Origin of the sequence: Agromyces terreus, assembly GCF_009749465.1 — a bacterium.
GTDB classification, from domain to species: domain Bacteria; phylum Actinomycetota; class Actinomycetes; order Actinomycetales; family Microbacteriaceae; genus Agromyces; species Agromyces terreus.
This window is the reverse complement of record NZ_WBIS01000002.1, coordinates 225,001-251,095: the sequence shown is the minus strand read 5'-3', so window position 1 is coordinate 251,095 and position 26,095 is coordinate 225,001. Positions and strand designations below refer to the sequence as shown.

Here is a 26,095-nt window from a genome sequence, read left to right as displayed (position 1 = left end):
CGGATGCCTCGTGCATCCGCCGCACCACGACTCAACGTAGAGCTCCGATCAGAGGTGACCCGAATGTCCTCCTCCCCCTCCGAGGCGCCGACCCCGCCCGCCCCGCCCGCCGCGCCCGCCGGCCCCGCCGGTGCTGTCGGCCCCATCGACCCCGCCGGCCCCGCCGACGGCGACGTCGTCCTCGAGGCCGTCGACCTGCAGAAGCACTTCAAGCTCCGCGGCATCGGCTCGCGCGACGTCGTGCACGCCGTCGACGGCGTGAACTTCGAACTCCGACGCGGCCGCGTGCTCGCCCTCGTCGGCGAGTCGGGATCGGGCAAGTCCACGATCGCCCGGCTGCTCGCCCAGCTCATGCCCGCCACCGGCGGCCGCCTCCTCCTGCACGGCGAGGACGCAGCGACCAAGGGCCGCCGCGCGTTCCGCCGCTACGTCGGCCGCGTGCAGATGATCTTCCAGGACCCGTTCGGGTCGCTGAACCCCGTGCACACCGTGCGCTACATGCTCACCCGCAGCCTCCGCATCCACCGCGGACGCCTGCGCGGCACCGAGCTCGAGGACGCCCTCGTCGAGCTGCTCGAGCGCGTGCAGCTGAAGCCCGCCGAGCGGTACATCGACAAGTTCCCGCACGAACTCTCGGGCGGTCAGCGCCAGCGCGTCGCGATCGCCCGCGCCCTCGCCGCCGACCCCGAGGTGCTCCTCGCCGACGAGCCGATCTCGATGCTCGACGTGTCGATCCGCCTCGGCATCCTGAACCTCCTCCAAGACCTGCGCGACCGCCTGCACATCGCGATCCTCTACATCACGCACGACATCGCGTCGGCCAGGTACTTCGCCGACCGCACGATGGTCATGTACGCGGGGCGCATCGTCGAGTCGGGCGATTCCGAGGCCGTCACGCAGGATCCGAAGCATCCGTACACCCAGCTGCTCGTGCGTTCCGCGCCCGACCCCGACGACCTCGAGGCGCGCGCCCACGGTGCGCGCGGCGAGGCCCCCAGCCTCGTGAAGCCCCCGAGCGGATGCCGCTTCAACCCGCGCTGCCCGTTCGCGACCGAGCTGTGCCGCACCGAGCAGCCGCCCCTCCTGCCCGTCGGCGAGGGCCGCGAGGCCGCCTGCTGGGGCTACTCCGACCGCGCCGACAAGCCGGTGCTGAGCGACATCACGGAGGCACTGGCATGAGGTTCTTCCTGCGCAGGCTCGGCTTCTACGTCATCACGTTCTGGGCCGCCGTCACGATCAACTTCTTCATCCCGCGCATCATGCCGGGCGACCCGGTGCGCGCGCTCATCGCGAAGAACCAGGGGCGCATCTCGACGGACGCCGAGTCCGCGCTCCGCACGCTCTTCGGGCTCGACAAGGACACGACGCTCTGGCAGCAGTACGTCGACTACTGGAACCTGATCCTGCACGGCGACCTCGGCACGTCGTTCACGTACTTCCCGACGCCCGTCGCCGACGTCATCGCCGGCGCCATCCCGTGGACCATCGGGCTCGTGGGCATCGCGACCATCATCAGCTTCACCGTCGGCACGCTCATCGGCTCGGGCATCGGATGGCGTCGCGGCACCTGGGCCGACTCCCTCCTGCCGATCTCGACGTTCTTCTCCGCGGTGCCGTACTTCTGGCTCGCGCTCATCGCGATCACGATCTTCTCGGTGACGCTCGGCTGGTTCCCCGCGAGCGGCAGCTACGACCGCTCGCTCGTGCCGACCTTCTCGTGGGAGTTCATCTCGTCGGTGATCTACTACGGCACCCTGCCGGCGCTCACGATCGTGATCTCGTCGATCTCGGGCTGGATCCTCGGCATGCGCAACATGATGGTCACCGTCTCCTCCGAGGACTACGTGACCGTCGCGCAGGCGAAGGGCCTCTCGGAGCGCACCGTGCTCTTCGGCTACGCCGCGCGCAACGCGATCCTGCCGCAGGTCTCGAGCTTCGCGCTCTCGCTCGGCTTCATCGTCGGCGGCACGCTCATCATGGAGATCGTCTTCTCCTACCAGGGCATCGGCTACTACCTCTTCACGGCCGTCGCCGCGAAGGACTACCCGCTCATGCAGGGCATCTTCCTCGTGATCACGGTGGCGGTGCTCTTCGCCAACATCGTGGCCGACTTCGTCTACGGGGTGCTCGATCCGCGCACCCGTCAGGAGGGTTGAGATGACGATCGACACCAGCATCGTCGAAGAGGGCCGGGAGCTCGAGAAGCCGTCGCAGGCGCCCATGACCGGCGCCGTCGCCGCGGCACCCGGTCCGCGCCGCAGCGGGCCCCGCAAGCTGCTCTTCCTCCGCAACTCCAAGGCGATCACCGGCATGGTGATCCTCGCGTTCTTCCTGCTCATCGCCGTGATCGGTCCGTGGATCGCGCCGTACGATCCGAGCGCGCGCAGCTCCGACATCCTGCAGCCGCCGTCGTGGGAGCACTGGTTCGGCACGACGCACCTCGGTCAGGACGTCTTCTCGCAGATCCTCGTCGGCACCCGCGGCGTGATCGTCGTCGGCTTCGTCGCCGGCATCCTCGCGACCGGCATCGGCGTCATCATCGGCGTCACCGCCGGATACGTCGGCGGGCTGGGCGACGAGACGCTCTCGGTGCTCGCGAACGTGTTCCTCGTGATCCCGCAGCTGCCGCTCATCATCATCATCGCGGGGCAGCTGCCCTCGGTCGGCGGCGTCACGGTGGCCGTGGTCATCGCGATCACCGGCTGGGCGTGGGGCGCCCGCGTCCTGCGGGCCCAGACGCTCTCGCTGCGCAAGCGCGACTTCGTCGAGGCGGCCCGCGCCAACGGCGAGAGCACGTGGCGCATCATCACGGCCGAGATCCTGCCGAACCTCACCGCGATCATCGCGTCCGGCTTCGTCGGCACCGTCGCCTTCGCGGTGCTCTCGCTCATCACCCTGTCGTTCATCGGCATCGGCGACACCGGCGAGTGGAACTGGGGCACGGTGCTCTACCAGGCCCAGTCGCAGCTCGCGCTCCAGCGGGGCGCCTGGTGGTGGTTCGTCCCCGCCGGACTGTGCATCGCCCTGCTCGGCATGTCGCTCACCCTCATCAACTTCGGCATCGACGAGTTCGTCAACCCGCGCCTGCGCTCGACCGGCCTGAACGCCAGGTCGCTGCGCAAGCGCGGCATCCGCCCCCGCATCGGCTTCACCCCCGTGGTGCGCGAAGCCAAGGAGGACCGCGCATGACCCTCACCAGCCCCCTCGACGGTGCCGGCGCCGCTCCGCTCGCGTCCGACGGCCGCTCCCAGCGGCTCACCCCCTCGGCCGACCCGGTGCTCGAGATCAAGAACCTCTCGGTCGACTACGGCTACGACGACGACCCCGTGCACGTGCTGCGCCAGGTGTCGCTCACGCTCGGCCGCGGCGAGGTGCTCGGCCTCGCCGGCGAGTCCGGCTGCGGCAAGTCGACGCTCGCCTACGCGGCGACGCGGCTGCTGCCCCCGCCGGGGCTCATCACCGGCGGCGAGGTGCTCTTCACCGACCGCTCGGGCGTGAAGACCGACCTGCTGCGCCTGAACGACACCCAGCTGCGCGCGTCGCGCTGGCAGGACATGGCGATCGTGTTCCAGGGCGCGATGAACTCGTTGAACCCCGTGTACCGCATCGGCCGGCAGATCGCCGACGGCATCCGCGCCCACGAGCCGAAGACGACGCAGAAGGAGGCGCTGGAGCGCGCCGCCGAACTGCTCGACCTCGTCGGCATCGCGCCCGACCGGCTGAAGTCGTACCCGCACCAGCTCTCGGGCGGCATGCGCCAGCGCGTCATGATCGCGATGGCGCTCGCGCTCGATCCGCAGGTGCTCATCATGGACGAGCCCACGACGGCGCTCGACGTCGTGATGCAGCGGCAGATCGTGGAGCAGATCGCGGAGCTCCGCGACCGCCTCGGCTTCTCGGTCATCTTCATCACGCACGACGTGTCGCTGCTCATCGAGATCGCCGACCGCATCGCGATCATGTACGCGGGCGAGATCGTCGAGGATGCCGCCGCGCTCGACGTCTACCACCGGCCCCGGCATCCGTACTCGTCGGCGCTGCTGCACTCGTTCCCGCCGCTGCGCGGGCCGCGGCGCGAGCTCATCGGCATCCCCGGATCCCCGCCCGACCTGTCGAAACTCGGCCACGGATGCCCGTTCGCCGACCGCTGCGAGTTCGCGTTCGACGCGTGCGCGAAGGTCAACCCGCAGCTCGTGTTCCCGAACGTGCCTGGCGACGACCCCCGCCGCGCGGTCGCCTGCCTGCGGCACGACCCGTCGGCGGTGCGCGCCGTGGGCGAGGAGCCGCCGCCCGTGCCCCCCGAGCTGTCGCTCACCTGACGAGGCGCCGGTCGCCGGTCGAGGAGGCGCCCCGGCGCCGTCTCGAGACCGGCACACGTCGCGTTCCGTCGGTCGAGGAGGCGCCCCGGCGCCGTCTCGAGACCGGTTACGCGACCGACCGCGGCGCCTTCACGAACAGCATCAGCACGAACCCGACGGCGAGCACGAGCACGATGCCGAGGATGCCGAAGTACGGCGCCCCGCCGATCGTGACGAACAGCGCGAACGCGGTCGGCGCGAGGAAGCTCACCGCACGTCCGGTCGTCGCGTAGAGTCCGAACACCTCGCCCTCGCGGCCGGCCGGGATGAGGCGCGCGAGGAAGGTGCGGCTCGCCGACTGGGCGGGCCCGACGAACAGGCAGAGCGCGAGCCCGGCGGTCCAGAACACGATCTGCCCGCCGTCGTGCAGGAGGAAGACGAGCAGGCCGCTGACGACGAGGCCGATCAGTGCGGTCATGATCACGGGCTTCGCGCCGAGCCGGTCGTCGAGCGTGCCGACCGCGATGGTCGAGATGCCCGCGACGATGTTGGCCGCGATGGCGAAGATGATGACCTCGCCGGGCGAGAAGCCGAAGACGGATGCCGCGAGCACGCCGCCGAACGTGAAGACGCCGGCGAGTCCGTCGCGGAACACGGCGCTCGAGAGCAGGAACCAGACGGTGTTGCGCTGCTCCGTCCAGAGGCGCTTGATGTCACGGCCGAGGCGGGCGTACGAGGCGAAGAAGCCGATCTTGCCGCGGTCGACCGCCGCCGGGTTGCGGTACTCGGGCACCGCGAACAGCACGGGAAGCGCGAAGAGGCCGAACCACAGCGCCGAGGCGACCATCGCCACGCGCACGTCGAGCCCTTCGGCGCCGGTCACGCCGAACAGGCCGACGTCGGGCTGGATGAAGCCGAAGTAGACGACGAGCAGCAGCACGATGCCGCCGACGTAGCCCATGCCCCAGCCGAAGCCCGAGACCTTGCCGATCGACCGAGGCGTCGAGACCTGCACGAGCATGGCGTTGTAGTTGACGCCGGCGAACTCGAAGAAGACGTTGCCCGCGGCGACGAGGAAGAGTCCGAGCAGCAGGTATTCGGGCGCGGGCAGCACGAAGACCATCGCGAGCGTGATCGCGACGACGATGTAGGTGTTGACGGCCAGCCAGAACTTGCGGCGCCCGCTCGTGTCGGATCGCTGTCCGGTGATGGGGGCGAGCACGGCGATGAGCAGGCCGGCGATCGCGAGCGCCCACCCGAGCTGCGCCTCGACCGTGCCGCTCGGGCCGAATGAGTCGCTGGTCAGGTAGACGGTGAAGACGAACGTGGTGACGACCGCGTTGAACGCGGCGGAGCCCCAGTCCCAGAGCCCCCAGGCGAGGATGCGGCCCTTGCGAGCCCCCGCCTCGGTGACGGCCTCGACCTGATCGGTCGGCACGCCGATGGTCGCGGCGGCTCCGTCGGGAGGGGTGAGGTGCGACGGCGGGAAGTTGCGGGGCGCGTCGTCGGTCGGGTCGGTCATGCCTGCAGTCTCATTCGGTCGGGTGAACGGCCGGTGACGGATGCCGCGGCGCCGCGTCCGTCGCCCGCCGGTGCCGCGCGCGGCCGGTGCGGCTGCGCGGTCGATCGTCGGTGATCTGCAGGAACCCTACCCCGCCGGGGCGATGTCCGCCGCGAACGGCGGGGCGCTGACGAAGGTGAGCCGATCGGATTCGACGAGGACCGCGGAGGGCACCCCGGTGCCGGGGTCGGCGGGGCCGGTGTACGTGCCCGCGACGGGATCGCCGGTCTCGGCGTATCCGGCCTCGGCGAGGGCGGCGGGCCACTCGGATGCCGCGACGTCGATGCCCGAGAGCTGCACGACGGTGATGCTCGCGTCGGAGGACGGCCGCCCCCACTTGCAGGCCACGCCCCCGGCCTCGATCAGGTCGTCGGCGATCGGATAGTACGTCGACACCCCCACCTCGACCTGCTCGAGCCCGTCGTCGCGAAGCTGCGCGAGCGCTGCGGCGGTGAGCACGTGCTCGCACCCGTCTGCCGTGGGGTCGGCGGGCGGCGTGGAAGCCGTGCCGGTGGGTTGCGCCGACTCGGTCGCGTTCGTCGCCGGCTGGTCGGTCGGACCCGGCGAGGCGGATGACGCGGCCGGCGTGCGCGATCCGGTCGCGGGGGCGCCGGCGGCGCACCCGGTCAGCGCCGAGCCGACCAGCGCCGCCCCGACCACGAGGACGAGGGCGTCGAGTGTCGAGCGTCTGATGGCGGGCCTCATGGGCGGAGTCTAGAACGAGCCTGCGACACCGCGCATCCGGGCCGGCCCCGAGGCGCTGGCGCCGCCGCCGGCCGTACCGCCGCCGCCGCAGCTGACCGTACCGCAGCCGACCGCACCGCACCGCAGTCGACCGCACCGCACCGCAGTCGACCGCACCACCGCCGCCCGCCCGGAAGCGCGGTTCGTTCGGCGTGACTCTGCCACTGATGCCACCCTGGCATCAGTGGCAGAGTCGCCAGGAGGGGCGCCCGATCCCGGGCCGGAGGGGCGCCCGACCCCGGGCCGCCCGCGCCTGCCGCCTGCGCCTGCCGGCGTTCGGCGCCGCGTCACCAGATCACCGCGACGAGCTCGCCGAACAACTGCTCGGCATCGCACTCGAGGCGCTGCCTGGTGAACCAGTCGCACACGTTCACGCAGTCGCGATGCAGCAGGTCGAGGCCCTGCGGGTTCGACACGAGGTCGACGACCTGCGGGAGGTCGATCGCCACCACTCGGCCCCGGTGCACGAGCAGGTTGTACGGCGAGAGGTCGCCGTGCGCGAGGCCGTTCGCGGCCAGCACGTGCATGAACTCCACGATCTGGTGGAACAGGTCGCGCAGTTCGGCGGGCGTCGCTCGCACCTGCGCGAGGCGGGGCGCCGCGGTGCGGCCGTCGCCGATGAACTCCATGAGCACCTCGGTCTCGCTCACCTGCACCGGGTACGGCACCGCCGCGCCGAGCTCGGTGAGCCGGCAGAGCGCCTCGAACTCGGCCGTAGCCCACTGCACGCGGGCGACGGCGCGTCCGAACGAGGTGCCCCTCGCCACGGCGCGCACGTCGCGCGTGCGGCGGAGGCCGCGTCCTTCGGTGTAGATCGCGGACCGGTGGAAGTCCGAATGCTCGCTCCCGCGGTAGCGCTTGGCCGCGAGCACGACGTGGTTGCCCGCGACATCGGGCGGTGCGTCCGGCACGGCGCGTTCGATGAGGAACACATCGCCCTCCTTGCCGGTCTTCACGACCCCGAGTTCGGTGTCGATCGCCGCGGCGGAGGTGACGAGCCAGGCGGGGCGCGGCATCGGGCCGCGTTCGCTCGGCGTGGTCGCCGGCCAGGTGGACCAGCGTTGGCCGTCGCCGGGCTCGACGGTCTGGAAGGCGAGTTCGGGTGCGGATGCCGCGTGCGGAGGCACGTCGGCGGGGTCGTCCAAGGACGAGAGGAAGGTCACGATGGTTCTCCGAGTGAGAGGGAGGCCATCGATGCGCCCGGCCGGAACGGCTACAGGCTGACGGCCTCGCACAGAAGGGGGTCTGCGATGCGCACGACAGTGACATCGTCCATGGTTCGCTCCCTTCGACTCGGGCGGATGCCGCGATTGCGGCTCGCGACACACTACGCGCCGGCCACGCCGCTGTAAAGGCTCGGATCGACCGGCCGAGCGCGGTCGGGCGAGCCTCGCGCATCGAGGATTCCTCGACTAGGCTCGCGCGTACGGCCGACGGGGGTCGGCCATTGGGGGGAATCGCAGCATGGCTCGCACTGCAGCAGCACCGTCGACGCGACGGCGCAAGATCTTGGCGATCCTGGCGGGCGGGCTCGTGCTCGGCGTCGGCACCGCCCTCACGCTCGCCGCGTGGAACGACTCCGAGTTCGCGACGGGCACGTTCACGGCCGGGTCGTTCAACCTCGAGGGGAGTACCGACGGCACGGCGTACAGCGACCATGCCGCGATCGGAGATCCCGCCGCGCTCGACTTCTCGGTCGGGTTCGACGAGCTGAGCCCCGGCGACGTCGTCACGGCGCCGTTCGCCGTGCGCCTCGACGCCGGCACCGACTACGACGCGATCGTCACGATGACGACGGCGGACGTCACCGGCGATCCCGCGAACCTCACGTATCGCGTGCTCCAGACCGCGACGTTCGGCTGCGGCGACCTGACGGGGGCGACCACCCTGGTCTCGTCGCGCGGGCTCAGCGAGGCGCTCGCCGGGGTCACCTTCCCACTGGTCGCCGCGCCTGCGGACCAGGAGTACCTGTGCTTCGAGGTCACCGCGGGCGCCGGCCTGACGCAGGACCAGTCGGCGACCGCGACCTGGCAGTTCGCGGCGGAGTCGCAGTAACCCGTGATGACGGAACCCGGCCCGGACGCGCGACGTCCGTGGGTCCGTCGGCGCATCCTCGCGGTGCTCGCCGGCGGCCTCGTGCTGGGCGCGGGCACGGCGACCACCCTCGCGGCATGGACCGACACCGAGTACGCGACCGGCACGATCACGGCGAGCGTCTTCGACACCGAGTCGCAGGGATCGGGGGATGCCGCCTACGCCAGCCGCCCGGCGGCGCCCGGAGCCGTGCTCGCGTTCGACGTGGCGCCGGTCGGCCCGGGATCGACGCGGTACGCGTGGGTGCGCATCCGCACGACCGGCACGACCACGGTCGACGGACGCGCGCAGCTCGCGGCGGTCACCGCGACCGGCGGCCTCGCGCCCGTGCTGTCGTATCGCGCCGTGGTCGGCGCGGCGCCCGGCGCGTGCGCGGCGCCCGCCTTCGCGGCGGGCGCGACGTTCATCGCCGGAGGGCCGAGCACGTCGATCGCGGCGGGCGCGATGCCGCCGACCCCGGTGTCGTTCCCGCTCGGGGCCGCCGCGGCATCCCCGCAGGAGGTCTGCGTCGAGGTGACCGTGGCCGCCGGCGCGGCCAACAGCTACCAGGGCACCTCGGCCACGCTCTCGTGGCAGTTCACCGCCCAGTCGGCGGAGTGAGATGACGGCCGCGCTCCCGGCACCGCCCGAACGCCCGCCCGCGCGGCAGGCGGAGCCCGTCGCGGGTCGGCGCCTCGGTCGCGCCGGCGAGCACGTCGCCGACGTGGTGCTCTGGGTCGCGGGCGTGCTCGGCGTGGTGTGCATCGTGCTCGTGGTGCTCGCCTCGACGATGCACGTCGGCATCATCATGTTCAAGACCGGCTCGATGGCCCCCGCGATCCCGGCCGGCTCGGCCGCGCTGGTGCGCGAGATCCCGGCATCCGAGGTCGCGATCGGCGACGTGGTCACGGTCGACCGGGCCGACGCGCTGCCCGTGACGCACCGGGTGATCGCGATCGCGGGCGACGGCGGCACGCGCCTGCTCACGCTCAAGGGCGACGCCAACCAGGTGCCGGACCCGCAGCCGTACGAGGTCGACCGGGTGCGGATCGTGCTCGCCTCGGTGCCGGGGCTGGCATACGCGCTCGCGTGGCTCGCGCAGCCGATCGTGCTCCTCGTCGGCGTGGTGCTCCTCTCGGGGCTGGTGGTGTGGGCGTTCTGGCCCCGTCGCGCCCGCACGGCGGCCGCGGCCGCTGCGGCGCTGCTGGCCGCGGCATCCGTCGTCGGCGCCCCCGCCCCCGCGGCGCAGGCGGCCACGATCGAAGTGCTGCGTGCGGGAGAGGTGCTGCGGCTGGTCGTCGTCTCCGATCCCGACGGCATGGCCGCGATGGCTCCGGGCGGCACGGAGCGCTGGATCGTGGGCGTCTCGGCCGACGCTCCCGAGCCGGGCCGTGTGCGCGTGCGCGTCGTGGGCGATGGCGCCGAGAATCCGGCGTTCACCGTGGGCGTGCAGGCCTGCGCGTCGCGGTTCGTCGGCGACGGATGCCCCGCCGAGCTGCTGCCCGGACTCGTGCCGACCAGCCCGTCTCCGGTCGGCGAGCTGCTCGACTACGGCATGGACTCGGCCGACCAGCTCTGGATCGCCGTTGACGTCACCCTCTCGGCGGACGCGCCCGCCGGGGCGTCGACGACCTACCGGGTCGTGGCCGACGGATTCGGCGAGGAGGTCTCGACCGACGACCCGCCGGTGCCGGGCGGTTCCGCGAGCCGGCCGGGCGGCCTCTCCGCGAGCGGATTCCCCGGCGGGGGGCTCGGGCTCGTCGGCGCCGTCGCGATCCTCGCCGGCGCGGTCACGGTGGCCCTGGGTGCGGGTCGGCGCACCGGTCGGGTCGGCCGAGACGGTGCGGGCTCGTGATGCGGGCGGGCCGCGGCATCCGCACCAGAGCGGTGCTCGGCGGAGTGGTCGTCGCGGCCGCGGCATGCCTGCTGACCGTCCCGTCGCCCGAGCCGACCGTGGCCGCGTGGGTCGACACCGAGCACTCGCGCGGCACGGTGGCCGCCGGGGTCGTGAACCCGCCGACCGCGATCACCTGCTCGCGGAGCGGCAGCCCCATCGGTCAGCTGTACTGGGACCTGAGCTGGACACCGCCGACCACGGGGCTCCCCGCCGTCCGCTATCGCATCTCGATGGTGCGCACCGCCGCACCGGGCGGCGACGGCAACCGGCCGTATCTCGACGACCTCCTCCTCCCGATCGGGGTGACGAGCGTCCGGCTGTACTCGGATCCGCAGCGCAATCCGCCCGGCAGCACTTCGGTGGAGTACCGGGTGGCCGGCGGCGCCGTCGACGCCACCGGGCGCGGCATCTTCCAGGTGGTCTCGGTCGAGGCCGGAGGGTGGTCGTCGGTCGAGGCGTCGCGGTTCCTGCGGGTCGAGCGGAATGCGGTCGGCACGAACAATGCGTGGGTGCCGTTCTGCTCGTGACGCTCGTGCCGTGACGACGTCAGTCGAGGCTGATGTCCGCGAAGTCCGCGTCGTCGAGTGTGCCGACCGGGGCGGCGACGGCGGCGTAGCGGTTGCGCACGTCGAGCGCCGAGACATCCGGATTCGCGTAGAGGTGGCCCGCGACCACGCGGAACTCGGCGAGGCGGCCGTCGGGCACCCGGCTCTCGCGGATCGGCTCGCCGCCGATGAGGGCCGCTGCCAGCGCGGTGAAGTAGACGCCGATGCCGCGGAAGGAGCGGGCGGGGCGCTGCGGTTCGGCATCGGCGAGCAGGAGGTCGTGGGTCGTCACGGCGCAGGCGATCGCGAGGCGGCGACCGAGTTCGGAGTACTCCGCGAAGCCGTCGACGAGCGCCTCGTACCGGTGCCAGCCGGCCGCGCGCACGACGCTGCGCAGCTCGCGGCCCGATCCCGTCACGGTGCCGAACGGGAGGTCGAGCGCGGCCGTCAGCACCTGGTCGAGCGAGCGGGCGTCGCCGTCGTACTGGATGAACCGGCCGATGTAGCCGCGCTCCCCGCCGCCGTCGGCGCGCGACGGGAGCACGGTGCGCGCCTCCTCGACCTGCTTGCGGATCAGGTCGAGGTTGTCGTCGGCCTGCTCGAGGAGCGCCGCCGAGAGCGCGAAGAGCCGGTCGACCTCTCGCGGCAGCTGGCGCGCCGACTTGTACCGGAAGTCGTGCTCGAGCTCGGACCACGTGTCCGACAGCGCGGTGCGCAGCTGCACCTCGACGAGCGGCACCTCGGCGCCCTCCTCGCCGGCGGTGCCCGCGGCCCGCTCGGTCTCCTCGGGGATGCGCCCCACGAACTGCACGGACCGGTACCCGAACGCGTCGATCGGCAGCAGCTCGGACTTGTCGACCCACGAGTCGTCGTCGACGATGAGGGCCTCGCGCACGACCTGCTCCATCGCGGGCAGGTCGCCCTCGAAGTTCGCCACGACGCGCACGCCGAGGATGTCGCGCACCTCGCGGTCGGGCGCGCGGCGCACCTTGCGTTCGAACGACTCGCGCGACTTGACCCGCGCCGACACGTGGAAGTACTTGAAGCCGGCCGCGTCGAGCCGCCGAGCGAAGTCGGCCTCGATGCGGCTGCGCAGCTTGCGGTAGCCGCGGAGCTCACGGTCGTACCTGGCGAGTTCCTCGGCGACGAACCGCTCGTCCTGGTCGCGTGCATCCACACGGGCAGGCTAATGCGTGCGGGGCCGGGGCGGGGCGTCCGCGTCGGATCGCCGTCGTTTCGCCGTCGGATCGGGTCGCGGATGCCTCGGAATACTGAACGCGCGCTGTGAGTTGAGTCAGGTGTGCTCAACTTTGAGACGCTCGACTTGACACGTTCGAGGGGCGCTGCAAAGCTTGAGTCGTCGGGACTCAAGTCCCGGCAGATGACTTCGATCGCGGGCCGGGAAGGCCGGATCGACCGCCAGAGGGCGTGCCGCGGCATCCGCCCGCGAAGCCCAGGCAGAAGGAGAGACAACACATGTCACGTGCAGTAGGAATCGACCTCGGTACCACCAACTCGGTCGTCGCCGTCCTCGAGGGCGGCGAGCCCACCGTCATCGCGAACGCCGAGGGCCTTCGCACCACCCCGTCGGTGGTCGCGTTCACGAAGGACGGCGAGGTGCTCGTCGGCGAGACGGCCAAGCGCCAGGCGGTCACCAACGTCGACCGCACCATCGCCTCGGTCAAGCGCCACGTCGGCACCGACTGGAAGACCGACGAGATCGACGGCAAGAAGTACACGCCGCAGGAGATCTCGGCGCGCATCCTGCAGAAGCTCAAGCGCGACGCCGAGCAGTACCTGGGCGACACCGTGACCGACGCGGTCATCACCGTCCCCGCGTACTTCAACGACGCCGAGCGCCAGGCCACCAAGGAGGCCGGCGAGATCGCGGGCCTCAACGTGCTCCGCATCATCAACGAGCCCACCGCCGCCGCGCTCGCGTACGGCCTCGACAAGGGCAAGGAGGACGAGCTCATCCTCGTCTTCGACCTCGGTGGCGGCACGTTCGACGTCTCGCTGCTCGAAGTGGGCAAGGACGACGACTTCTCGACCATCCAGGTGCGTTCGACCGCCGGCGACAACCGCCTCGGCGGCGACGACTGGGACCAGCGCATCGTCGACCACCTGATCAAGCGCTTCAAGGAGTCGACCGGCGTCGACGTCTCGAACGACAAGATCGCCAAGCAGCGGCTCAAGGAGGCCGCCGAGCAGGCGAAGAAGGAGCTCTCGTCGAGCATGTCGACGAGCATCCAGCTCCCCTACCTCTCGCTCACCGAGAACGGTCCCGCCAACCTCGACGAGACGCTCACCCGCGCACAGTTCGAGAACATGACGAGCGACCTGCTCGACCGCACGAAGAAGCCGTTCGAAGACGTCATCCGCGAGGCCGGCATCAAGCTCTCCGACATCGCGCACGTCGTGCTCGTCGGCGGCTCGACCCGCATGCCCGCGGTCGCCGAGCTCGTCAAGAAGGAGACCGGCAAGGACGCCAACAAGGGCGTCAACCCCGATGAGGTCGTCGCCGTCGGCGCCGCGCTGCAGGCCGGCGTGCTGAAGGGCGAGCGCAAGGACGTGCTGCTCATCGACGTCACCCCCCTGAGCCTCGGCATCGAGACCAAGGGCGGCATCATGACCAAGCTCATCGAGCGCAACACGGCCATCCCCACCAAGCGCAGCGAGACCTTCACGACCGCCGACGATAACCAGCCCTCGGTCGCGATCCAGGTCTTCCAGGGCGAGCGCGAGTTCACCCGCGACAACAAGCCGCTCGGCACCTTCGAGCTCACCGGCATCGCGCCGGCGCCCCGCGGCGTGCCGCAGGTCGAGGTCACCTTCGACATCGACGCCAACGGCATCGTGCACGTGTCCGCGAAGGACAAGGGCACGGGCAAGGAGCAGTCGATGACGATCTCGGGCGGCTCGAGCCTCCCGAAGGACGACATCGAGCGCATGGTGCGCGAGGCCGAGGAGCACGCCGCCGAAGACAAGCAGCGTCGCGAGGCCGCCGAGACCCGCAACTCCGCCGAGCAGCTCGCCTACTCGACCGACAAGCTCATCAAGGACAACGACGACAAGCTCCCCGCCGACGTCAAGTCCGAGGTGCAGGGCGACGTCGACGCGCTGAAGTCGGCCCTCGCGGGCGATGACGACGAGGCCGTGAAGACGGCGTTCGAGAAGCTCTCGCAGTCGCAGGGCAAGCTCGGCGAGGCCATCTACGCGCAGGCGCAGGCAGCGGATGCCTCGGCCGGCGAGGACGCGTCGGCGACGGGTGAGCAGGCGACCGAGTCCGACGAGGACGTGGTCGACGCCGAGGTCATCGACGACGAAGACGACAAGAAGTAGGCCAGAGCATGGCAGACGAGAAGGAGAACCCCGAGGTTCCCGAGCCCGACTCCGACGAGGCGACCGAGGCCGAGGTGACCGCCGACGGCTCGACCGCCGACGCGGCATCCGCCGACGAGGCATCCGTCACCGCTGAGGAGATCGAGCTCGAGACCGCGGCCGACGAGCGCGAGCTCACGGTCGAGGACATCCTGAACGCCGCGAACGCCGAGGTCGAGGACCCGACCGACGAGCACCTCGCCGACCTCAAGCGGGTCACGGCCGAGTACGCCAACTACCGTCGGCGCACCGAGGCCAACCGCGAGATCGAGAAGGAGCGCGCGATCGGCACGACCGTCGCCGTGCTGCTGCCCGTGCTCGACGACCTCGACCGTGCCGAGAAGCACGGCGACCTCGAGGGCGAGTCGCCCTTCGCGACCATCGCGGCGAAGCTGCGGGGCTCGGTCGAGCGGCTCGGCCTCGCGAAGTTCGGCGCGGTCGGCGACCCGTTCGACCCGCAGGTGCACGAGGCGATCTTCCAGCAGCCCTCGCCCGACGTCGAGGCCGACACGGTCGCCGACGTGGTCGAGACGGGCTACACGCTCGGGGGCACGCTCCTCCGCGCGGCGAAGGTCGTCGTCAAGACGCCCGCGTGAGGTCGTCGGTCGAGTAGCGACGCAGGAGCGTATCGAGGCCGGTGCCGATCGGTCCGGTCTCGATACGCTCCCCGCCTCGACCAGCGCACCGGCGTACCCTTTCCCCAGACTCGAGAGACGAGGTGTCGATGGCCAGCCAGGATTGGTTCGACAAGGACTTCTACAAGGTGCTCGGCGTCTCGAAGGACGTGAGCGACGCGGATCTGAAGAAGACGTACCGCAAGCTCGCCCGCAAGTACCACCCCGACTCGAACCCGGGCGATGCCGCGGCCGAGGCGAAGTTCAAGGAGATCAGCGAGGCGAACTCGGTGCTCTCCGACCCCGAGCAGCGCAAGGAGTACGACGCGGTCCGGGCCATGGGCTCGGGCGCGCGCTTCACGGCGCCGGGCGCCGGCGGCGGCAACGGCGGCTTCGAGGACGTCTTCGGCGACATGTTCGGCGGGGCCGGCGGCCGTCAGCAGTACCGCTACCAGCAGCAGGGCGGCTACGACGACCTGCTCGGCGGCCTCTTCGGCGGCGGCCGGTTCGGCCAGCCGACCGGCGGATTCCGCGGTGCGGGCGGTCCGACCAAGGGCCGCGACGTCACCGCGACCACCACGCTCGACTTCATCACGGCCACCAAGGGCGACCAGCTCACGCTGCAGACCGGCGAGGGGCGCAACATCACCGTGCGCATCCCGGCGGGCGTCGCCGACGGCCAGAAGATCAAGGTCGCGGGCAAGGGCCAGCCCTCGCCCGACGGCGGAGCGCCCGGCGACCTCGTGCTCACGGTCACCGTTCGCAAGCACCCGGTGTTCGAGCGAGACGGGCTCAACCTCAGGGTGAACGTGCCCGTCACGTTCGTCGAGGCCGCGCTCGGCGCGACGATCCAGGTGCCGACCCTCGGCGGCGACCCCGTGAAGCTCCGGGTCGCTCCCGGCACCCCGAGCGGCCGGGTCCTGCGCGTCAAGGGCCGCGGCGTCGAGACGAAGAAGGCCACGGGCGACCTCCTCGCCGTCGTGCAGGTCGCGGTTCCGGCGCACCTGTCGAAGGACGCCGAGGCGAAGCTGCGCGAGTTCGCGGCCGAGGTGCCCGACGAGAACCCGCGCGACGACCTCATCGCGAGAGCGCGAGGGTGAGTCCGGCATGAGCATGGACGAGACCAGCCCGCTGTTCGTCATCTCGGTGGCGGCCGAGCTGGCCGGCATGCATCCGCAGACCCTGCGCCAGTACGACCGCCTGGGCCTGGTCTCCCCGACCCGCACGGCGGGAAAGTCTCGCCGCTACTCGATGCGCGACGTCGTGCAGCTCCGCGAGATCGCGCAGCTCTCCAGCGAGGGCGTGAGCCTCGAGGGCATCCGCCGGGTGCTCGGCCTCGAAGACGAGGTCGCGACGCTGAAGGCACGCGTGCGCGAACTCGAGGCGACGCTCGCCGACGAGGTGCTGAACCGCCCGGGCCGGCGCGTCTTCGCGGCCGGATCCGAGGGCGAGGTCGTCACGCTCCGCTCGGGCACGCGCGTGCGGCGCGAGACCGCGATGGTCGTCTGGCGACCGCTCGACCGCAGCTGATTCGCGGCGCGGCTGACGCGCGAATCCGCCTGATGCGCGGCCGCGGTTGATGCCGAACCCGGCTGACCGCGTCGAGGCGCCTCAGCGCCCCCAGGCCTCCGCGGGGGCCTCGATGACCTCGTAGGGGCGCGAGCTCCAGTGCGTGCCGTAGCCGTAGTGGCTCGACGCCCACGGCGATGCCCAGATCGCCTGCGCCGTGGCATCCGCCGACGTGCCGGCGACGAGCGCGGCGTCGACCGCGGGGTAGCGGCCAGACTTGAGGTTCTCGGCCGCGTAGTAGGCCGCGTCGACGAGGGTCGCGTAGCTGCCGAGCCCGGAGCCGCCGCCCGATCCCTGGCCGTTGTTCAGCGGGTTGTTGCGGTTGAACCAGTTGTCGGCGCCGTTCTCCTGGCGCATCCACCGCATCATGAACGTGACGTTCTCTTCGGTGACGGGCCAGTCGCCGTCGATGAGCACGAGCTTCGCCCAGTCGACGTTCGTGCCGCCCGCGATGAGCGTCTGCGAACCGGTGGCGGCGGTGTACGACTCCTGCGAGACCTCCTGCGCCGCGACGCCGTCGGCGACCTCGATCGTCTGGCCCTCGGGCGGGCTCACGGTGTCTTCACCGGCGGCGAAGACCGAGGGCACGGGTGCGGCGGGCACGAGCGAGATCGTGGCGAGCATGCCGGCGACGGCGAGCGTTGCGAGGGCGGCGAGCGGTCGGATGCCGCGGCGGGCACGCACGACTCGCGGCCCGGCGTCGTGCCGAGCCGCTCTTCGTTCCCCAGTCGCCTGTGCGTTCCCCATGCGGGGCCGAGGGTAGCAAACGAGCCTGTGTCCCGCACCCAGCATCGGACGCGCCGCATCCGGGGCGGCCCGAAGACCACAGGCATCCGGGCGGCCGGATGCCGCCGCTCTACGCCCCCGCGGCGGTGATCGGGTTCGCGCGCAGCTGCTCGATGAAGGCGCGGGTCTCGTCGACGTCCTTCGGGCGGTAGAGGCGGATGCCGTAGAAGTACCGCTGCCCCTCGGTCGCCTCGATCAGGTTCTCGCTGCCGCAACGGCCGTCGCCGAACCGCACCGTGATCGTGCCGTCGTCGTTGCGGGTCAGCTCGTTGTCGGTCAGGCAGGGCTTCTCGACGTCGAGCCATCCTTTCTCGTCGTACTTGATGACCGAGAAGTAGCCGTTGTGCTCGTAGTCGAGCGGCGGGACGGGGAAGGTCCACTCGTCGCATCCGGAGCAGGTGGTGATGGCCTGGAAGTACTGCGCGTGCTGCGGCGAGAGGCCGCCCCAGCCGAGTTCGGCGGCGAGCATGTGGTTGTACGTGTCGGTCGTCTCCGGCGTGCCGAAGCCCTTGCTGAAGTCGGCCTCGGCGGCCTTGGCCTCGATCTGCGCCTTGACCTCCTGAAGCGATGCCTCGTCGTAGTCGGGTGCGACGAACGGGTTCGCCGTCTTCGACGTGATCGTCAGGCCGTCCTGCAGTTCATGGGCCTTCTCGACGCCGAGCGCGGTCGCCGTGCGGGCGAGGATGTACACGTGGGTGCCCGACGTGAGGTCGCTCGCGTGCAGCGTCACGGTCTCGCCGGGGTAGACGACGGCGGCGATGTAGTGGTTCTCGTCGATGAGCTCGGCGACCTGGTAGGTGTCGGATGCCGGGGCCGAGAACGTGGCCTCCTCGGTGACGTCGACGACCGCGTACGAGTAGATCAGGTCGACGTTGGAGCGGATGATCACCTGGTTCTCGACGTTCACGGGGACCCGGTTGTGGAAGTACTCGTTGACCGGAGCCTTCTCGAGTTGCTTGCGGAAGTACGACGCCGTCTCGGCTCGGACGAAGTTGTCGAAGGTCACGGTCTCAGCGGGATGCTCCATATCGACCACCCTGCCGTATGCCGGCGACCCCCGGCAACCGCTGCTTGACCCCCTCCGACGCGCTCCGCCATGCTGAGTTCGGCACCGCCGGTGGTGTCACGATGAAGGGGGAACACTGTGACCGAACCGAGCGGCCGATACGCCGTGCTTGCGAACGCGACGCTGGAGGGCGGATACCCGACGCCCGAGGCGGCGCGCACCCTCCGCGAGGAGGCGTTCTTCCAGCGAGCCGTGCAGACGTGGCTGTGGGCGCTGCCGGCGATGAACATGTTCGCGATGAAGAAGGGCCACGAGCAGACCTCGGGCGTCGGCTACAACGTCATGGCCGTCTACGAGCAGCGGCTGAAGCCGAACACGGTCATCACGACGCCGAACTCCGACGTCATCTACGGGCTCACCTTCGCCGACCTGAGCGTCAGCGGTCCGCTCGTCATCGACGCGCCGCCGAAGCTGCAGGCCCTGATGGACGACTTCTGGCACCGGCCGCTCGTCGGGCCCGACATCGACGGCATCCGCACGTTCCTCGGCGACGTCGGCATCCCGGGCCCCGACCACGGCAAGGGCGGCACGTACCTGATCGTCCCCGAGGGGTACGACGGCGAGGTCCCCGACGGCGCGTTCGTGTTCACGAGCAGGACGAACGGGGTCTTCATCTTCGTGCGCGGGTTCTTCTCCTCGGTCGAAGACCTCGCCCCGGGCGTCGCCGCGATCGAGGGCATCACGATCCGGCCGTTGCACGGCGAGGCCGAGCCGATGCGCTTCGAGCACGTCTCCGACGTCGCGGCCGACGCGCTGTTCCCGCACGACGCCACGTACTTCGACCTGCTCGACGAGTTCATCCAGGGTGAGGCGATCGACACGGTCGACCCGTACATGCACGGCATGCTCGCCGCCATCGGCATCCGCAAGGGCGGATCGTTCGCCCCGTCGGCCCGCGAACGCGAGCTGCTCGACCATGCCGCGGTCACGGCGTGGAAGATGGCGAAGACGGATGCCGCGGAGTTCGACGAGTACCCGCGGGCGCGCTGGTGGGAGGACCGCCGCTGGGTGGCGCACGTGCTCACGAATCCCGACGACTTCATGCACACGCTGCTCGACGAGCAATGGCGCGACCGCGAGACGGGGCACACCGACGTGGTCGCGAAGGCGCACATGTTCGTCAACCACTACTCGATCAGCACTGGCATGATGACCTCGATCGTCGGCATGGGCGCGAAGTACGGCAACGCCTACAAGGACAGCGCGGGCGACTACCTCCGCGGCGAGCGCACCTACCGCATCGACCTGCCGCCGAACCCGCCCGCGAACCTCTTCTGGTCGATCACGATCTACGACGCCGAGACCGCGTCGGGCGTCGCGGCCGAGGGGCAGGAGTACCCGTCGCTCAACGGCATGAACGATGTGCCGCTGAACGACGACGGCTCGATCACGCTGTTCGTCGGCCCGAATCCGCCCGAAGGCGCGAAGAACTGGCTGAAGAGCGTTCCCGGCCGCGGATGGTTCAGCCTGTACCGCTTCTACGGCCCGAAGCAGGAGTTCTTCGACCGCGCGTACACGGTCGGCGACTTCGTTCGCGTCGACTGACGCGCGGCCGCGGGCGGGGGAGCGATGCGGGCGTCGCAGGGCGGTGCCGCGTTCTCGTGGTGGATGCTGTCGAACGTGGGCGCCGGTGCGGCGACCGGGTCGTTCCTCACCCTGCTGCTGCCGCCGTTCATCACGTCGGTCACCGGCGAGCCGTGGCGGGTGGGCATCGTGTTCGCGGTGCTCAGCCTCGCCGCCGCAGTCGGCCCGCTGGTGGGCGCGGCCGTGGACCGCACGGCGACGCATCGCGGCGTGTACACGCTGTCGATCCTCGCGATGGCGCTCGCCTACGGGCTGCTCGCCGTCGATGCGGCGATCGAGTGGTATTCGCCGCTGTTCGGGCTGATCCTCGGCGCGGCGTGGGCGACGCAGGGCACGATCGGCCCCGCGTTCATCGTGGGCGTCGGGGATCCGCCAGAGCTCACGGCACGCCGGCTCACCGGCTTCAGCCTCGCGTACCCGGCGGGCGTGCTGCTCGGCGCGCTCGTCGTCGCGGGCGGGCTCGCGCTCGGGTTCGAGCCCGTCGCGTTCTTCGTCACGTGCGCCGTCGTGCTCGCGGGCTTCGCCGCCGCGACGTGGTTCACGAGCGGTGCGGTGTCGCGGCGGCTGGCCGCGGCATCCGCCCGTCCCGGACCAGCGAAGGACGATCTCCCGGCCGCCTCGGGCACGAAGGCCGCGCCCCGCGGGCTGCGCGCGGCCTTCGTCGCGTTCCTCGTCGTGGTCTTCGTGTCGTCGCTCGGCAGCAACGGGCTCGTGAGCCAGCTCGCGAACATCATGCCCGCGGTGTACGGCTTCAGCGACGTCGCGACGGCGCTCCTCGTCGGGCTCGCGGGCCTGCTGAACGTGGTGACGCTCGTGATCGCCGGGCGGTCGATGGCGCGCACGTCGTCGATCGGCGTGTTCTCGACCGGCACCCTCGTGCGCGCGGCCGGTGCGCTCGCGATGGCGCTCATCGGGTTGGCGACCTCGCCCCTGCTCATCCTCGCGGCGGTCGCGATGCTCGTCGCCTACCAGGGCATCCCGATCCCACGGCTCGCCGCACCCGACGTCGCGGCCCGGCTCGCCGCGGCATCGCCGACGCGCGCGAACGGCGCCTACTTCGCCTCGTCGGCCATCGGCTCGACGGTGGGCTGCGTGCTCGCCGGCGTGGTCGCCGTCGAGGGGTACGAGGGGGTGCTCTGGGTCGCCGCGCTCGCCGGGGTCGCGGCATCCGTCGTGGCGGTCCTCTGGTTGACGCCCGCGTCGCGCCCGGCGTTCGCGGGCGAGCGGGGCTGATGCGGCCGGGGTGACGGGGCCGCGCCGAGACCCTCGCCCATCGGACCCCGGCGGTGGCAGGATGGGCCGCGGGGCGGTGCGAGCGCGGAGGGGGCGTCGAGGCCGATGACACGCAAGGCGAGGCGCGCGAGCCCGAAGTTCGGGCGGCCGACCTTCCGCGACGTGGTCTCGGGCCTCGTCGTCGGCCTCTTCTCGATCCCCGAGGGCGTCGCCTACGCGAGCATCGGCGGGTTCCAGGCGCCGCTCGGGCTGTGGTCGGGCATCGTGCCGACGATCATCGGCTCGGTGTTCGCGCGCACCGTGCTCATGGTCACCACGCTGACCAGCGCGATCGCGCTGTCCTCGCAGAGCGTGCTCGCGGCCGCGGGCCTCGCCTCCGACGACGTGGGCGCGATCGCGATGCTGACGGTCCTGGTGGGCGTCATCATGCTGCTCATGGGGCTGCTGCGGCTCGGCTCGATCATGGCATTCGTGTCGACGGCCGTCATGACGGGATTCACCGTCGGCATCGCCCTGCAGATCATCTCGGGGGTCGTGAAGGACGCGACGGGGTACACCTCCGAGGAGTCGAACACGTTCCTGCGCGTGATCGACGCGATCGCGCATGCCGAGGAGTGGCAGACGACCGCCGTGGTGGTCTCGCTCGCGACGGTCTTCGTCTGGCTCGTCTTCGCACTGATCAGGCCGACCCGTTCGCTGGCGCTGCTCATCGCCCTGGTGGTCGTGAGCCTCGGTTGCGCCTTCCTCGGCACCGACGTGGAGCGGGTCTCGGACATCGCGGCCATCCCGAGGTCGCTGCCGCCGTTCACGGTGCCCGACCTGTCGACGATCCCGGCGCTCGCCGGCGGCGCGGTGGCGATCGCGCTCGTCGGCCTCGCGCAGGCGGCGGGCATCGGCGCCGCGGTCGCGAACCCCGACGGCACGCGCTCCGACGCGTCGCGCGACTTCACGGCGCAGGGGGTCGCGAACGTCGCGGGCGGCTTCTTCGGCGCACTGCCCACGGGCGGGTCGATGTCGCGCACGGGCATCGCGGCGAGTGCCGGTGCACGCACGCGCTGGGCGGGTGTGTTCGGCGGCGTCTGGCTGCTGCTGCTCGTGCTGGCGATCGGTCCGCAGGCGGGGGCGATCCCGATGGCGGTGATCGGCGGCCTCATGCTCGTCATCGGCGGCGAGCTGATCGTGGGGCGCGTGCGCGACATCCGGCTCGTGGCCAGAACCTCGCTGCCGTCGGCGGCCGCCATGGTGGTGACGTTCGCGGCGACGACGGCGCTCCCGCTGCAGTACGCGATCTTCCTCGGCGCGGGCCTGTCGATCCTGCTCACGGCGGTCTCGGTCTCCCGCAAGAGCCGTCTCGTGGAGCTCGTCCGCGACCCGCTGGGGGGATGGACGCTGCAGGACGCGCCCGCCGAACTGCCCGATGGGCGCACCACGGTGTTGCACTACTTCGGGTCGGGGTTCTTCTCCGAGATCAACCGGATCGACCAGGACGTTCCGGATCCCAGCGGGGTCCGAAATGCCGCTGTGGTGCTCTCGCTGCGCGGATGGGTGGGTGTTCCCTCGGCGACCTTCCTCAAGTCGCTCGACGAGCGCGCCCTGGAGTGGCAGGAGCAGGGCATCGTCGTCGTGCTGGCCGGGGTTCCCGAGCGTCTGCACCGCCTGCTCGAGCGCAACGGGTCGCTCGGCCACTTCGGTGAGGACCGGGTGTTCGCGCAGACGCCGAAGCTCCTCGAGTCCGTCGAGCTCGCCTACGCGCGCGCCGAGGAGCTGCGGAGGCAGGCGGCGGGCGCGGATGCCGCGCAGGCCCCGGATGCCGCGCAGGCTCCGGATGCGGCGGGGCCCGACGACGAGCGGCCGTAGGTAGGGTTTCGGGGTGGACTTCGATGCGCTCCGGCGCCACCCCGACCTCGAGGCGCCGGGCCTGTTCGCGTCGGATGCCGCAGACCGCCTGATCCTCGACGAGGCCGCCGCGGCGATCGCGACGGCCGGGCCCGGCGAGGTCGTCGTGCTCGACGACTCGTATGGTGCGCTCGCGCTCGGCGCGGCATCGCTCGGCGCGACGGGCGTGCGCGTGCACCAGGACCTCGTCACGGGCGAGCGCGCGCTGGCGGGGAACGCGGCCGGGCTCGGCTTCGAGGTCGAGCGGATGCCGCGCTCGCTGCCGCTCGCACCGGGTCTGCTCGAGGGTGCCCGCGTCGTGCTCATGCGGCTGCCGCGTTCGCTCGACCGGCTCGACGAGGTCGCCGCGCTCGTCGCCGGCCACGCGGCATCCGGGGTTCGGGTGTTCGCGGGCGGCCGGCTGAAGCACATGACGGTGGCGATGAACGACGTGCTCGGGGCCTGGTTCGACCGGGTCGACGTGACCCATGCCCGGCAGAAGTCGCGGGTGCTGGTCGCGAGCGGCCCCCGGGAGGCGCGGCAGCCGCCGGCCCCGGCGTGGCCGCGCGTGCAGCACGACGCGGCGCTCGATCTCGACGTGGCCGCGCACGGCGGCGTGTTCGCGGGTTCGTCGGTCGACATCGGCACCCGCCTGCTGCTCGCGCACCTCGATGCGGCGGTTCCGGATGCCGCGACGGCCGTCGACCTCGCATGCGGCACGGGCGTCGTCGCGGCGTGGCTCGCGCGGGCCCGGCCCGGGCTCGTGGTGACGGCGACGGACCGTTCGGCGTCGGCTGCGGCATCCGCCCGTGCGACCGCGGAGCGCAACGGCGTCGCCGACCGCGTGCGCGTCACGCAGGCCGACGGGCTCGAGCTGCTGCCCGCGGCGAGCGAGCGGCTCGTGGTGCTGAACCCGCCGTTCCACTCGGATGCCGCGCTGCACACGGGCATCGCCGAGCACCTCTTCGCCGACGCCGCCCGCGCGCTGGCGCCGGGCGGGGAGCTGTGGTGCGTGTGGAACTCGCACCTGCGCTACCGGCCCGTGCTCGAGCGCATCGTGGGCCCGACGCGGCAGGTCGCCCGCGACCCGAAGTTCACGGTCACGGCCTCGCGTCGATCGGTTCCGGCGGCGTGACCGGCCCGGGAGGCGGTCCGGGCCGGCCTCCGGCGGAGGATCCCGCCCACGAGCGGGAGCTCACCGCCGTCGAACGGGCCATCGACCGCGCCGCGCACCGGCTGCTCGCCGGCTCGCCCGCGCGGGGCGTTCGGGCCGGCCTGATCGAGTTCCTCGTGTTCGGGGCGAAGCAGGCCTGGGCGTGCGTCTTCGGGGCGGCGCTGCTCGCGGTGATCGTCGCGGTGCGGCTCTGGTATCCCGACGATGCCGTGCTCGCCCGGAACGACGCGATCACGATCGCCGCGATCGCGATCCAGATCGTGATGGTCGCGACCCGGCTCGAGACCGGCCGCGAGCTGTGGGTGATCGTGCTCTTCCACATCACGGGCACCGCGATGGAGATCTTCAAGACCGACGCCGGCTCGTGGACGTACGACGGCGAGGGGGTGCTGCGCATCGCCGGCGTCCCGCTCTTCTCGGGGTTCATGTACGCGGCGGTCGGCTCGTACATGGTGCGCGTGCACCGCCTCTTCGACCTCCGGTTCGCGCGGTACCCGCGGCGGCTGCTCACCGCGATCGCGGCGATCGCGATCTACGCGAACTTCTTCTCGCACCACTACGTCGTCGACCTGCGCTGGGTGCTCCTCGCGGCGGTCGTGCTGCTCTGGTGGCCGACGGTGATGCACTTCCGGGTGTGGCGCAGGACGTTCCGGATGCCGCTGCTCGTCGCCTTCGCCCTGGTCGCCGTGTTCATCTGGCTGGCCGAGAACATCGGCACGGTGACGGGCGCCTGGCTCTATCCCGACCAGCTCGACGGCTGGCAGCTCGTGTCGGCCTCGAAGCTCGTGTCGTGGTTCCTGCTGATGATCATCTCGGTCGTCCTCGTGACGTGGGTGTATCCGCCGCGGCCGCCCAGCGCGCCGGCGGGAGGTGCATCCGACGCCCGCTCGTGTCAGTCTTGAAGGGTGACCTCCACGCTCGAAGAGCTCGACCTCGACACGACCACGCGTGTCGTGGCCGACGTGCCGTGGCAGACGGTCGTGTGGGACGACCCGGTCAACCTCATGACCTACGTGAGCTACGTGTTCCGCAGCTACTTCGGGTTCTCCCGCGACGACGCCGAGCGGCTGATGCTCACCGTGCACCACGAGGGGCGCGCGGTGGTCGCGAGCGGCAGCCGCGAGGCGATGGAGCGTCACGTCGAGGCCATGCACGCGTACGGCCTGCAGGCCACGGTGTCGAAGGCGACCCCGTGATCGTCGCCGGCCGCAGCGGGGGCGAGGGGGTCCGCCTCGTGCTCGAAGCCGAAGAGGCGATGCTCCTGTCCGAGCTCGCCGACCAGGTCGACTCCGTGCTGCTGCTCGGCGAGGCCGACGACCCCGCGCTCGGGCGGCTCCTGCCGAACGCGTATCCCGACGACCGCGCAGCCGCGAAGGAGTTCGAGCGGTACACGCGCGACAGCCTCGTCGACGGCAAGCGCCAGGCCGCGCAGCGGGTGCGCGACGCGACCGCGGTCGACGACGGCGACGACGCGGTCGTGCAGATCGAGCTCGACGAGTCCGAGGCGTGGGGCTGGCTCACCTTCCTCACCGACCTGCGGCTCATCCTCGCCGAAAGGGTCGGCGTCGTCGAAGAGGGCGAGCCCGACGCCGACGAGACGCGCGACGACTACCTGCGCGCCGCCTACGAGTGGGCCGGGTTCGTGCAGGGCTCCATGCTCGAGGTGCTCGACCCCATCTCGACCTGACCGAACGG

At 71.5% G+C, this 26,095-nt stretch carries 25 protein-coding genes; 19 read left to right on the top strand and 6 right to left on the bottom strand.

Annotated features, from left to right (window positions below):
* Window positions 1–63: 63 nt before the first annotated feature.
* From GQQ92_RS06310 to GQQ92_RS06295, 4 genes are read left to right on the top strand one after another with little or no spacing between them, the layout of a single operon-like run.
* Window positions 64–1,179 (top strand): ABC transporter ATP-binding protein, encoded by a 1,116-nt coding sequence (locus tag GQQ92_RS06310; RefSeq protein WP_156998389.1) that lies wholly within the window; start codon window positions 64–66, stop codon window positions 1,177–1,179.
* Entirely contained in the window at window positions 1,176–2,156 is a 981-nt protein-coding gene (locus tag GQQ92_RS06305; protein WP_156998388.1) for an ABC transporter permease, read from the top strand. Before GQQ92_RS06310 ends, GQQ92_RS06305 begins: the two co-directional genes overlap by 4 nt.
* A gap of 1 nt (window position 2,157) precedes the next feature.
* Window positions 2,158–3,189, top strand: coding sequence for an ABC transporter permease (locus GQQ92_RS06300; protein ID WP_372493375.1), 1,032 nt, complete (start codon window positions 2,158–2,160; stop codon window positions 3,187–3,189).
* Entirely contained in the window at window positions 3,186–4,319 is a 1,134-nt protein-coding gene (locus GQQ92_RS06295; protein ID WP_156998387.1) for an ABC transporter ATP-binding protein, read from the top strand. The genes GQQ92_RS06300 and GQQ92_RS06295 overlap by 4 nt, the downstream gene beginning before the upstream one ends.
* Before the next feature lie 106 nt (window positions 4,320–4,425).
* Here GQQ92_RS06295 and GQQ92_RS06290 read toward each other — a convergent pair whose 3' ends face one another.
* The 3 genes from GQQ92_RS06290 to GQQ92_RS06280 all read right to left on the bottom strand — a co-directional run bounded on the left by GQQ92_RS06290 (window position 4,426) and on the right by GQQ92_RS06280 (window position 7,766).
* Window positions 4,426–5,820, bottom strand: coding sequence for an MFS transporter (locus GQQ92_RS06290; RefSeq protein ID WP_156998386.1), 1,395 nt, complete (start codon window positions 5,818–5,820; stop codon window positions 4,426–4,428).
* A 126-nt stretch (window positions 5,821–5,946) separates the two neighbouring features.
* Complete coding sequence (locus GQQ92_RS06285) at window positions 5,947–6,564, bottom strand: hypothetical protein (protein ID WP_156998385.1); 618 nt, start codon at window positions 6,562–6,564, stop codon at window positions 5,947–5,949.
* 326 nt (window positions 6,565–6,890) lie between these two features.
* Entirely contained in the window at window positions 6,891–7,766 is an 876-nt protein-coding gene (locus GQQ92_RS06280; RefSeq protein ID WP_232057539.1) for a serine protein kinase RIO, read from the bottom strand.
* A gap of 301 nt (window positions 7,767–8,067) precedes the next feature.
* On the opposite strand from GQQ92_RS06280, the gene GQQ92_RS06275 reads away from it, so the two are divergent.
* Genes GQQ92_RS06275 through GQQ92_RS06260 form a run of 4 tightly spaced genes read left to right on the top strand, consistent with a single transcriptional unit; the run spans window position 8,068 to window position 11,100 of the window.
* Window positions 8,068–8,658 (top strand): SipW-dependent-type signal peptide-containing protein, encoded by a 591-nt coding sequence (locus GQQ92_RS06275; RefSeq protein WP_156998384.1) that lies wholly within the window; start codon window positions 8,068–8,070, stop codon window positions 8,656–8,658.
* Window positions 8,659–8,664: 6 nt separating this feature from the next.
* Complete coding sequence (locus GQQ92_RS06270) at window positions 8,665–9,297, top strand: SipW-dependent-type signal peptide-containing protein (protein WP_156998383.1); 633 nt, start codon at window positions 8,665–8,667, stop codon at window positions 9,295–9,297.
* A 1-nt stretch (window position 9,298) separates the two neighbouring features.
* On the top strand, window positions 9,299–10,531 hold the full coding sequence (locus GQQ92_RS16515; RefSeq protein ID WP_197738117.1) for a signal peptidase I: 1,233 nt from the start codon (window positions 9,299–9,301) through the stop codon (window positions 10,529–10,531).
* Complete coding sequence (locus tag GQQ92_RS06260; protein ID WP_156998382.1) at window positions 10,528–11,100, top strand: hypothetical protein; 573 nt, start codon at window positions 10,528–10,530, stop codon at window positions 11,098–11,100. The genes GQQ92_RS16515 and GQQ92_RS06260 overlap by 4 nt, the downstream gene beginning before the upstream one ends.
* Before the next feature lie 19 nt (window positions 11,101–11,119).
* On the opposite strand, the gene GQQ92_RS06255 is transcribed toward GQQ92_RS06260, so the two are convergent.
* Window positions 11,120–12,295: a GTP pyrophosphokinase gene (locus tag GQQ92_RS06255; RefSeq protein ID WP_156998381.1), complete on the bottom strand. Its 1,176-nt coding sequence runs from the start codon at window positions 12,293–12,295 to the stop codon at window positions 11,120–11,122.
* A gap of 299 nt (window positions 12,296–12,594) precedes the next feature.
* Here GQQ92_RS06255 and dnaK point away from each other — a divergent pair, with 299 nt between their 5' ends.
* From dnaK to GQQ92_RS06235, 4 genes are all read left to right on the top strand, one after another.
* Entirely contained in the window at window positions 12,595–14,460 is a 1,866-nt protein-coding gene (gene dnaK / locus GQQ92_RS06250; RefSeq protein ID WP_156998380.1) for a molecular chaperone DnaK, read from the top strand.
* An 8-nt stretch (window positions 14,461–14,468) separates the two neighbouring features.
* On the top strand, window positions 14,469–15,095 hold the full coding sequence (gene grpE, locus GQQ92_RS06245) for a nucleotide exchange factor GrpE (protein ID WP_156998379.1): 627 nt from the start codon (window positions 14,469–14,471) through the stop codon (window positions 15,093–15,095).
* A gap of 128 nt (window positions 15,096–15,223) precedes the next feature.
* Window positions 15,224–16,213 carry a DnaJ C-terminal domain-containing protein gene (locus tag GQQ92_RS06240; protein ID WP_156998378.1) on the top strand — a complete coding sequence of 330 codons (990 nt, stop codon included), beginning with the start codon at window positions 15,224–15,226 and terminating at the stop codon, window positions 16,211–16,213.
* A 13-nt stretch (window positions 16,214–16,226) separates the two neighbouring features.
* Window positions 16,227–16,643, top strand: a complete 417-nt coding sequence (locus GQQ92_RS06235; protein WP_156998801.1) for a heat shock protein transcriptional repressor HspR — start codon at window positions 16,227–16,229, stop codon at window positions 16,641–16,643.
* A gap of 81 nt (window positions 16,644–16,724) precedes the next feature.
* Here the strand turns inward: GQQ92_RS06235 and GQQ92_RS06230 are convergent, their stop codons facing one another.
* On the bottom strand, window positions 16,725–17,366 hold the full coding sequence (locus GQQ92_RS06230; RefSeq protein ID WP_232057538.1) for a hypothetical protein: 642 nt from the start codon (window positions 17,364–17,366) through the stop codon (window positions 16,725–16,727).
* 172 nt (window positions 17,367–17,538) lie between these two features.
* Complete coding sequence (locus GQQ92_RS06225) at window positions 17,539–18,495, bottom strand: DUF1254 domain-containing protein (RefSeq protein ID WP_156998377.1); 957 nt, start codon at window positions 18,493–18,495, stop codon at window positions 17,539–17,541.
* A gap of 117 nt (window positions 18,496–18,612) precedes the next feature.
* Here GQQ92_RS06225 and GQQ92_RS06220 point away from each other — a divergent pair, with 117 nt between their 5' ends.
* The 7 genes from GQQ92_RS06220 to GQQ92_RS06190 all read left to right on the top strand — a co-directional run bounded on the left by GQQ92_RS06220 (window position 18,613) and on the right by GQQ92_RS06190 (window position 26,087).
* Window positions 18,613–20,079 (top strand): DUF1254 domain-containing protein, encoded by a 1,467-nt coding sequence (locus GQQ92_RS06220; protein WP_156998376.1) that lies wholly within the window; start codon window positions 18,613–18,615, stop codon window positions 20,077–20,079.
* Between the two features lie 24 nt (window positions 20,080–20,103).
* Window positions 20,104–21,351, top strand: a complete 1,248-nt coding sequence (locus GQQ92_RS06215; protein WP_156998375.1) for an MFS transporter — start codon at window positions 20,104–20,106, stop codon at window positions 21,349–21,351.
* 105 nt (window positions 21,352–21,456) lie between these two features.
* Entirely contained in the window at window positions 21,457–23,208 is a 1,752-nt protein-coding gene (locus tag GQQ92_RS06210; protein ID WP_197738116.1) for a SulP family inorganic anion transporter, read from the top strand.
* 13 nt (window positions 23,209–23,221) lie between these two features.
* Window positions 23,222–24,361 (top strand): class I SAM-dependent methyltransferase, encoded by a 1,140-nt coding sequence (locus tag GQQ92_RS06205; RefSeq protein ID WP_156998374.1) that lies wholly within the window; start codon window positions 23,222–23,224, stop codon window positions 24,359–24,361.
* Window positions 24,358–25,302, top strand: a complete 945-nt coding sequence (locus GQQ92_RS06200; RefSeq protein WP_156998373.1) for a DUF817 domain-containing protein — start codon at window positions 24,358–24,360, stop codon at window positions 25,300–25,302. Before GQQ92_RS06205 ends, GQQ92_RS06200 begins: the two co-directional genes overlap by 4 nt.
* 3 nt (window positions 25,303–25,305) lie before the next feature.
* Window positions 25,306–25,596 (top strand): ATP-dependent Clp protease adapter ClpS, encoded by a 291-nt coding sequence (clpS, locus tag GQQ92_RS06195; RefSeq protein WP_156998372.1) that lies wholly within the window; start codon window positions 25,306–25,308, stop codon window positions 25,594–25,596.
* A complete protein-coding gene (locus GQQ92_RS06190) occupies window positions 25,593–26,087 on the top strand; it encodes a DUF2017 family protein (RefSeq protein ID WP_156998371.1) in 495 nt (164 codons plus the stop codon). The genes clpS and GQQ92_RS06190 overlap by 4 nt, the downstream gene beginning before the upstream one ends.
* Window positions 26,088–26,095 lie beyond the last annotated feature (8 nt).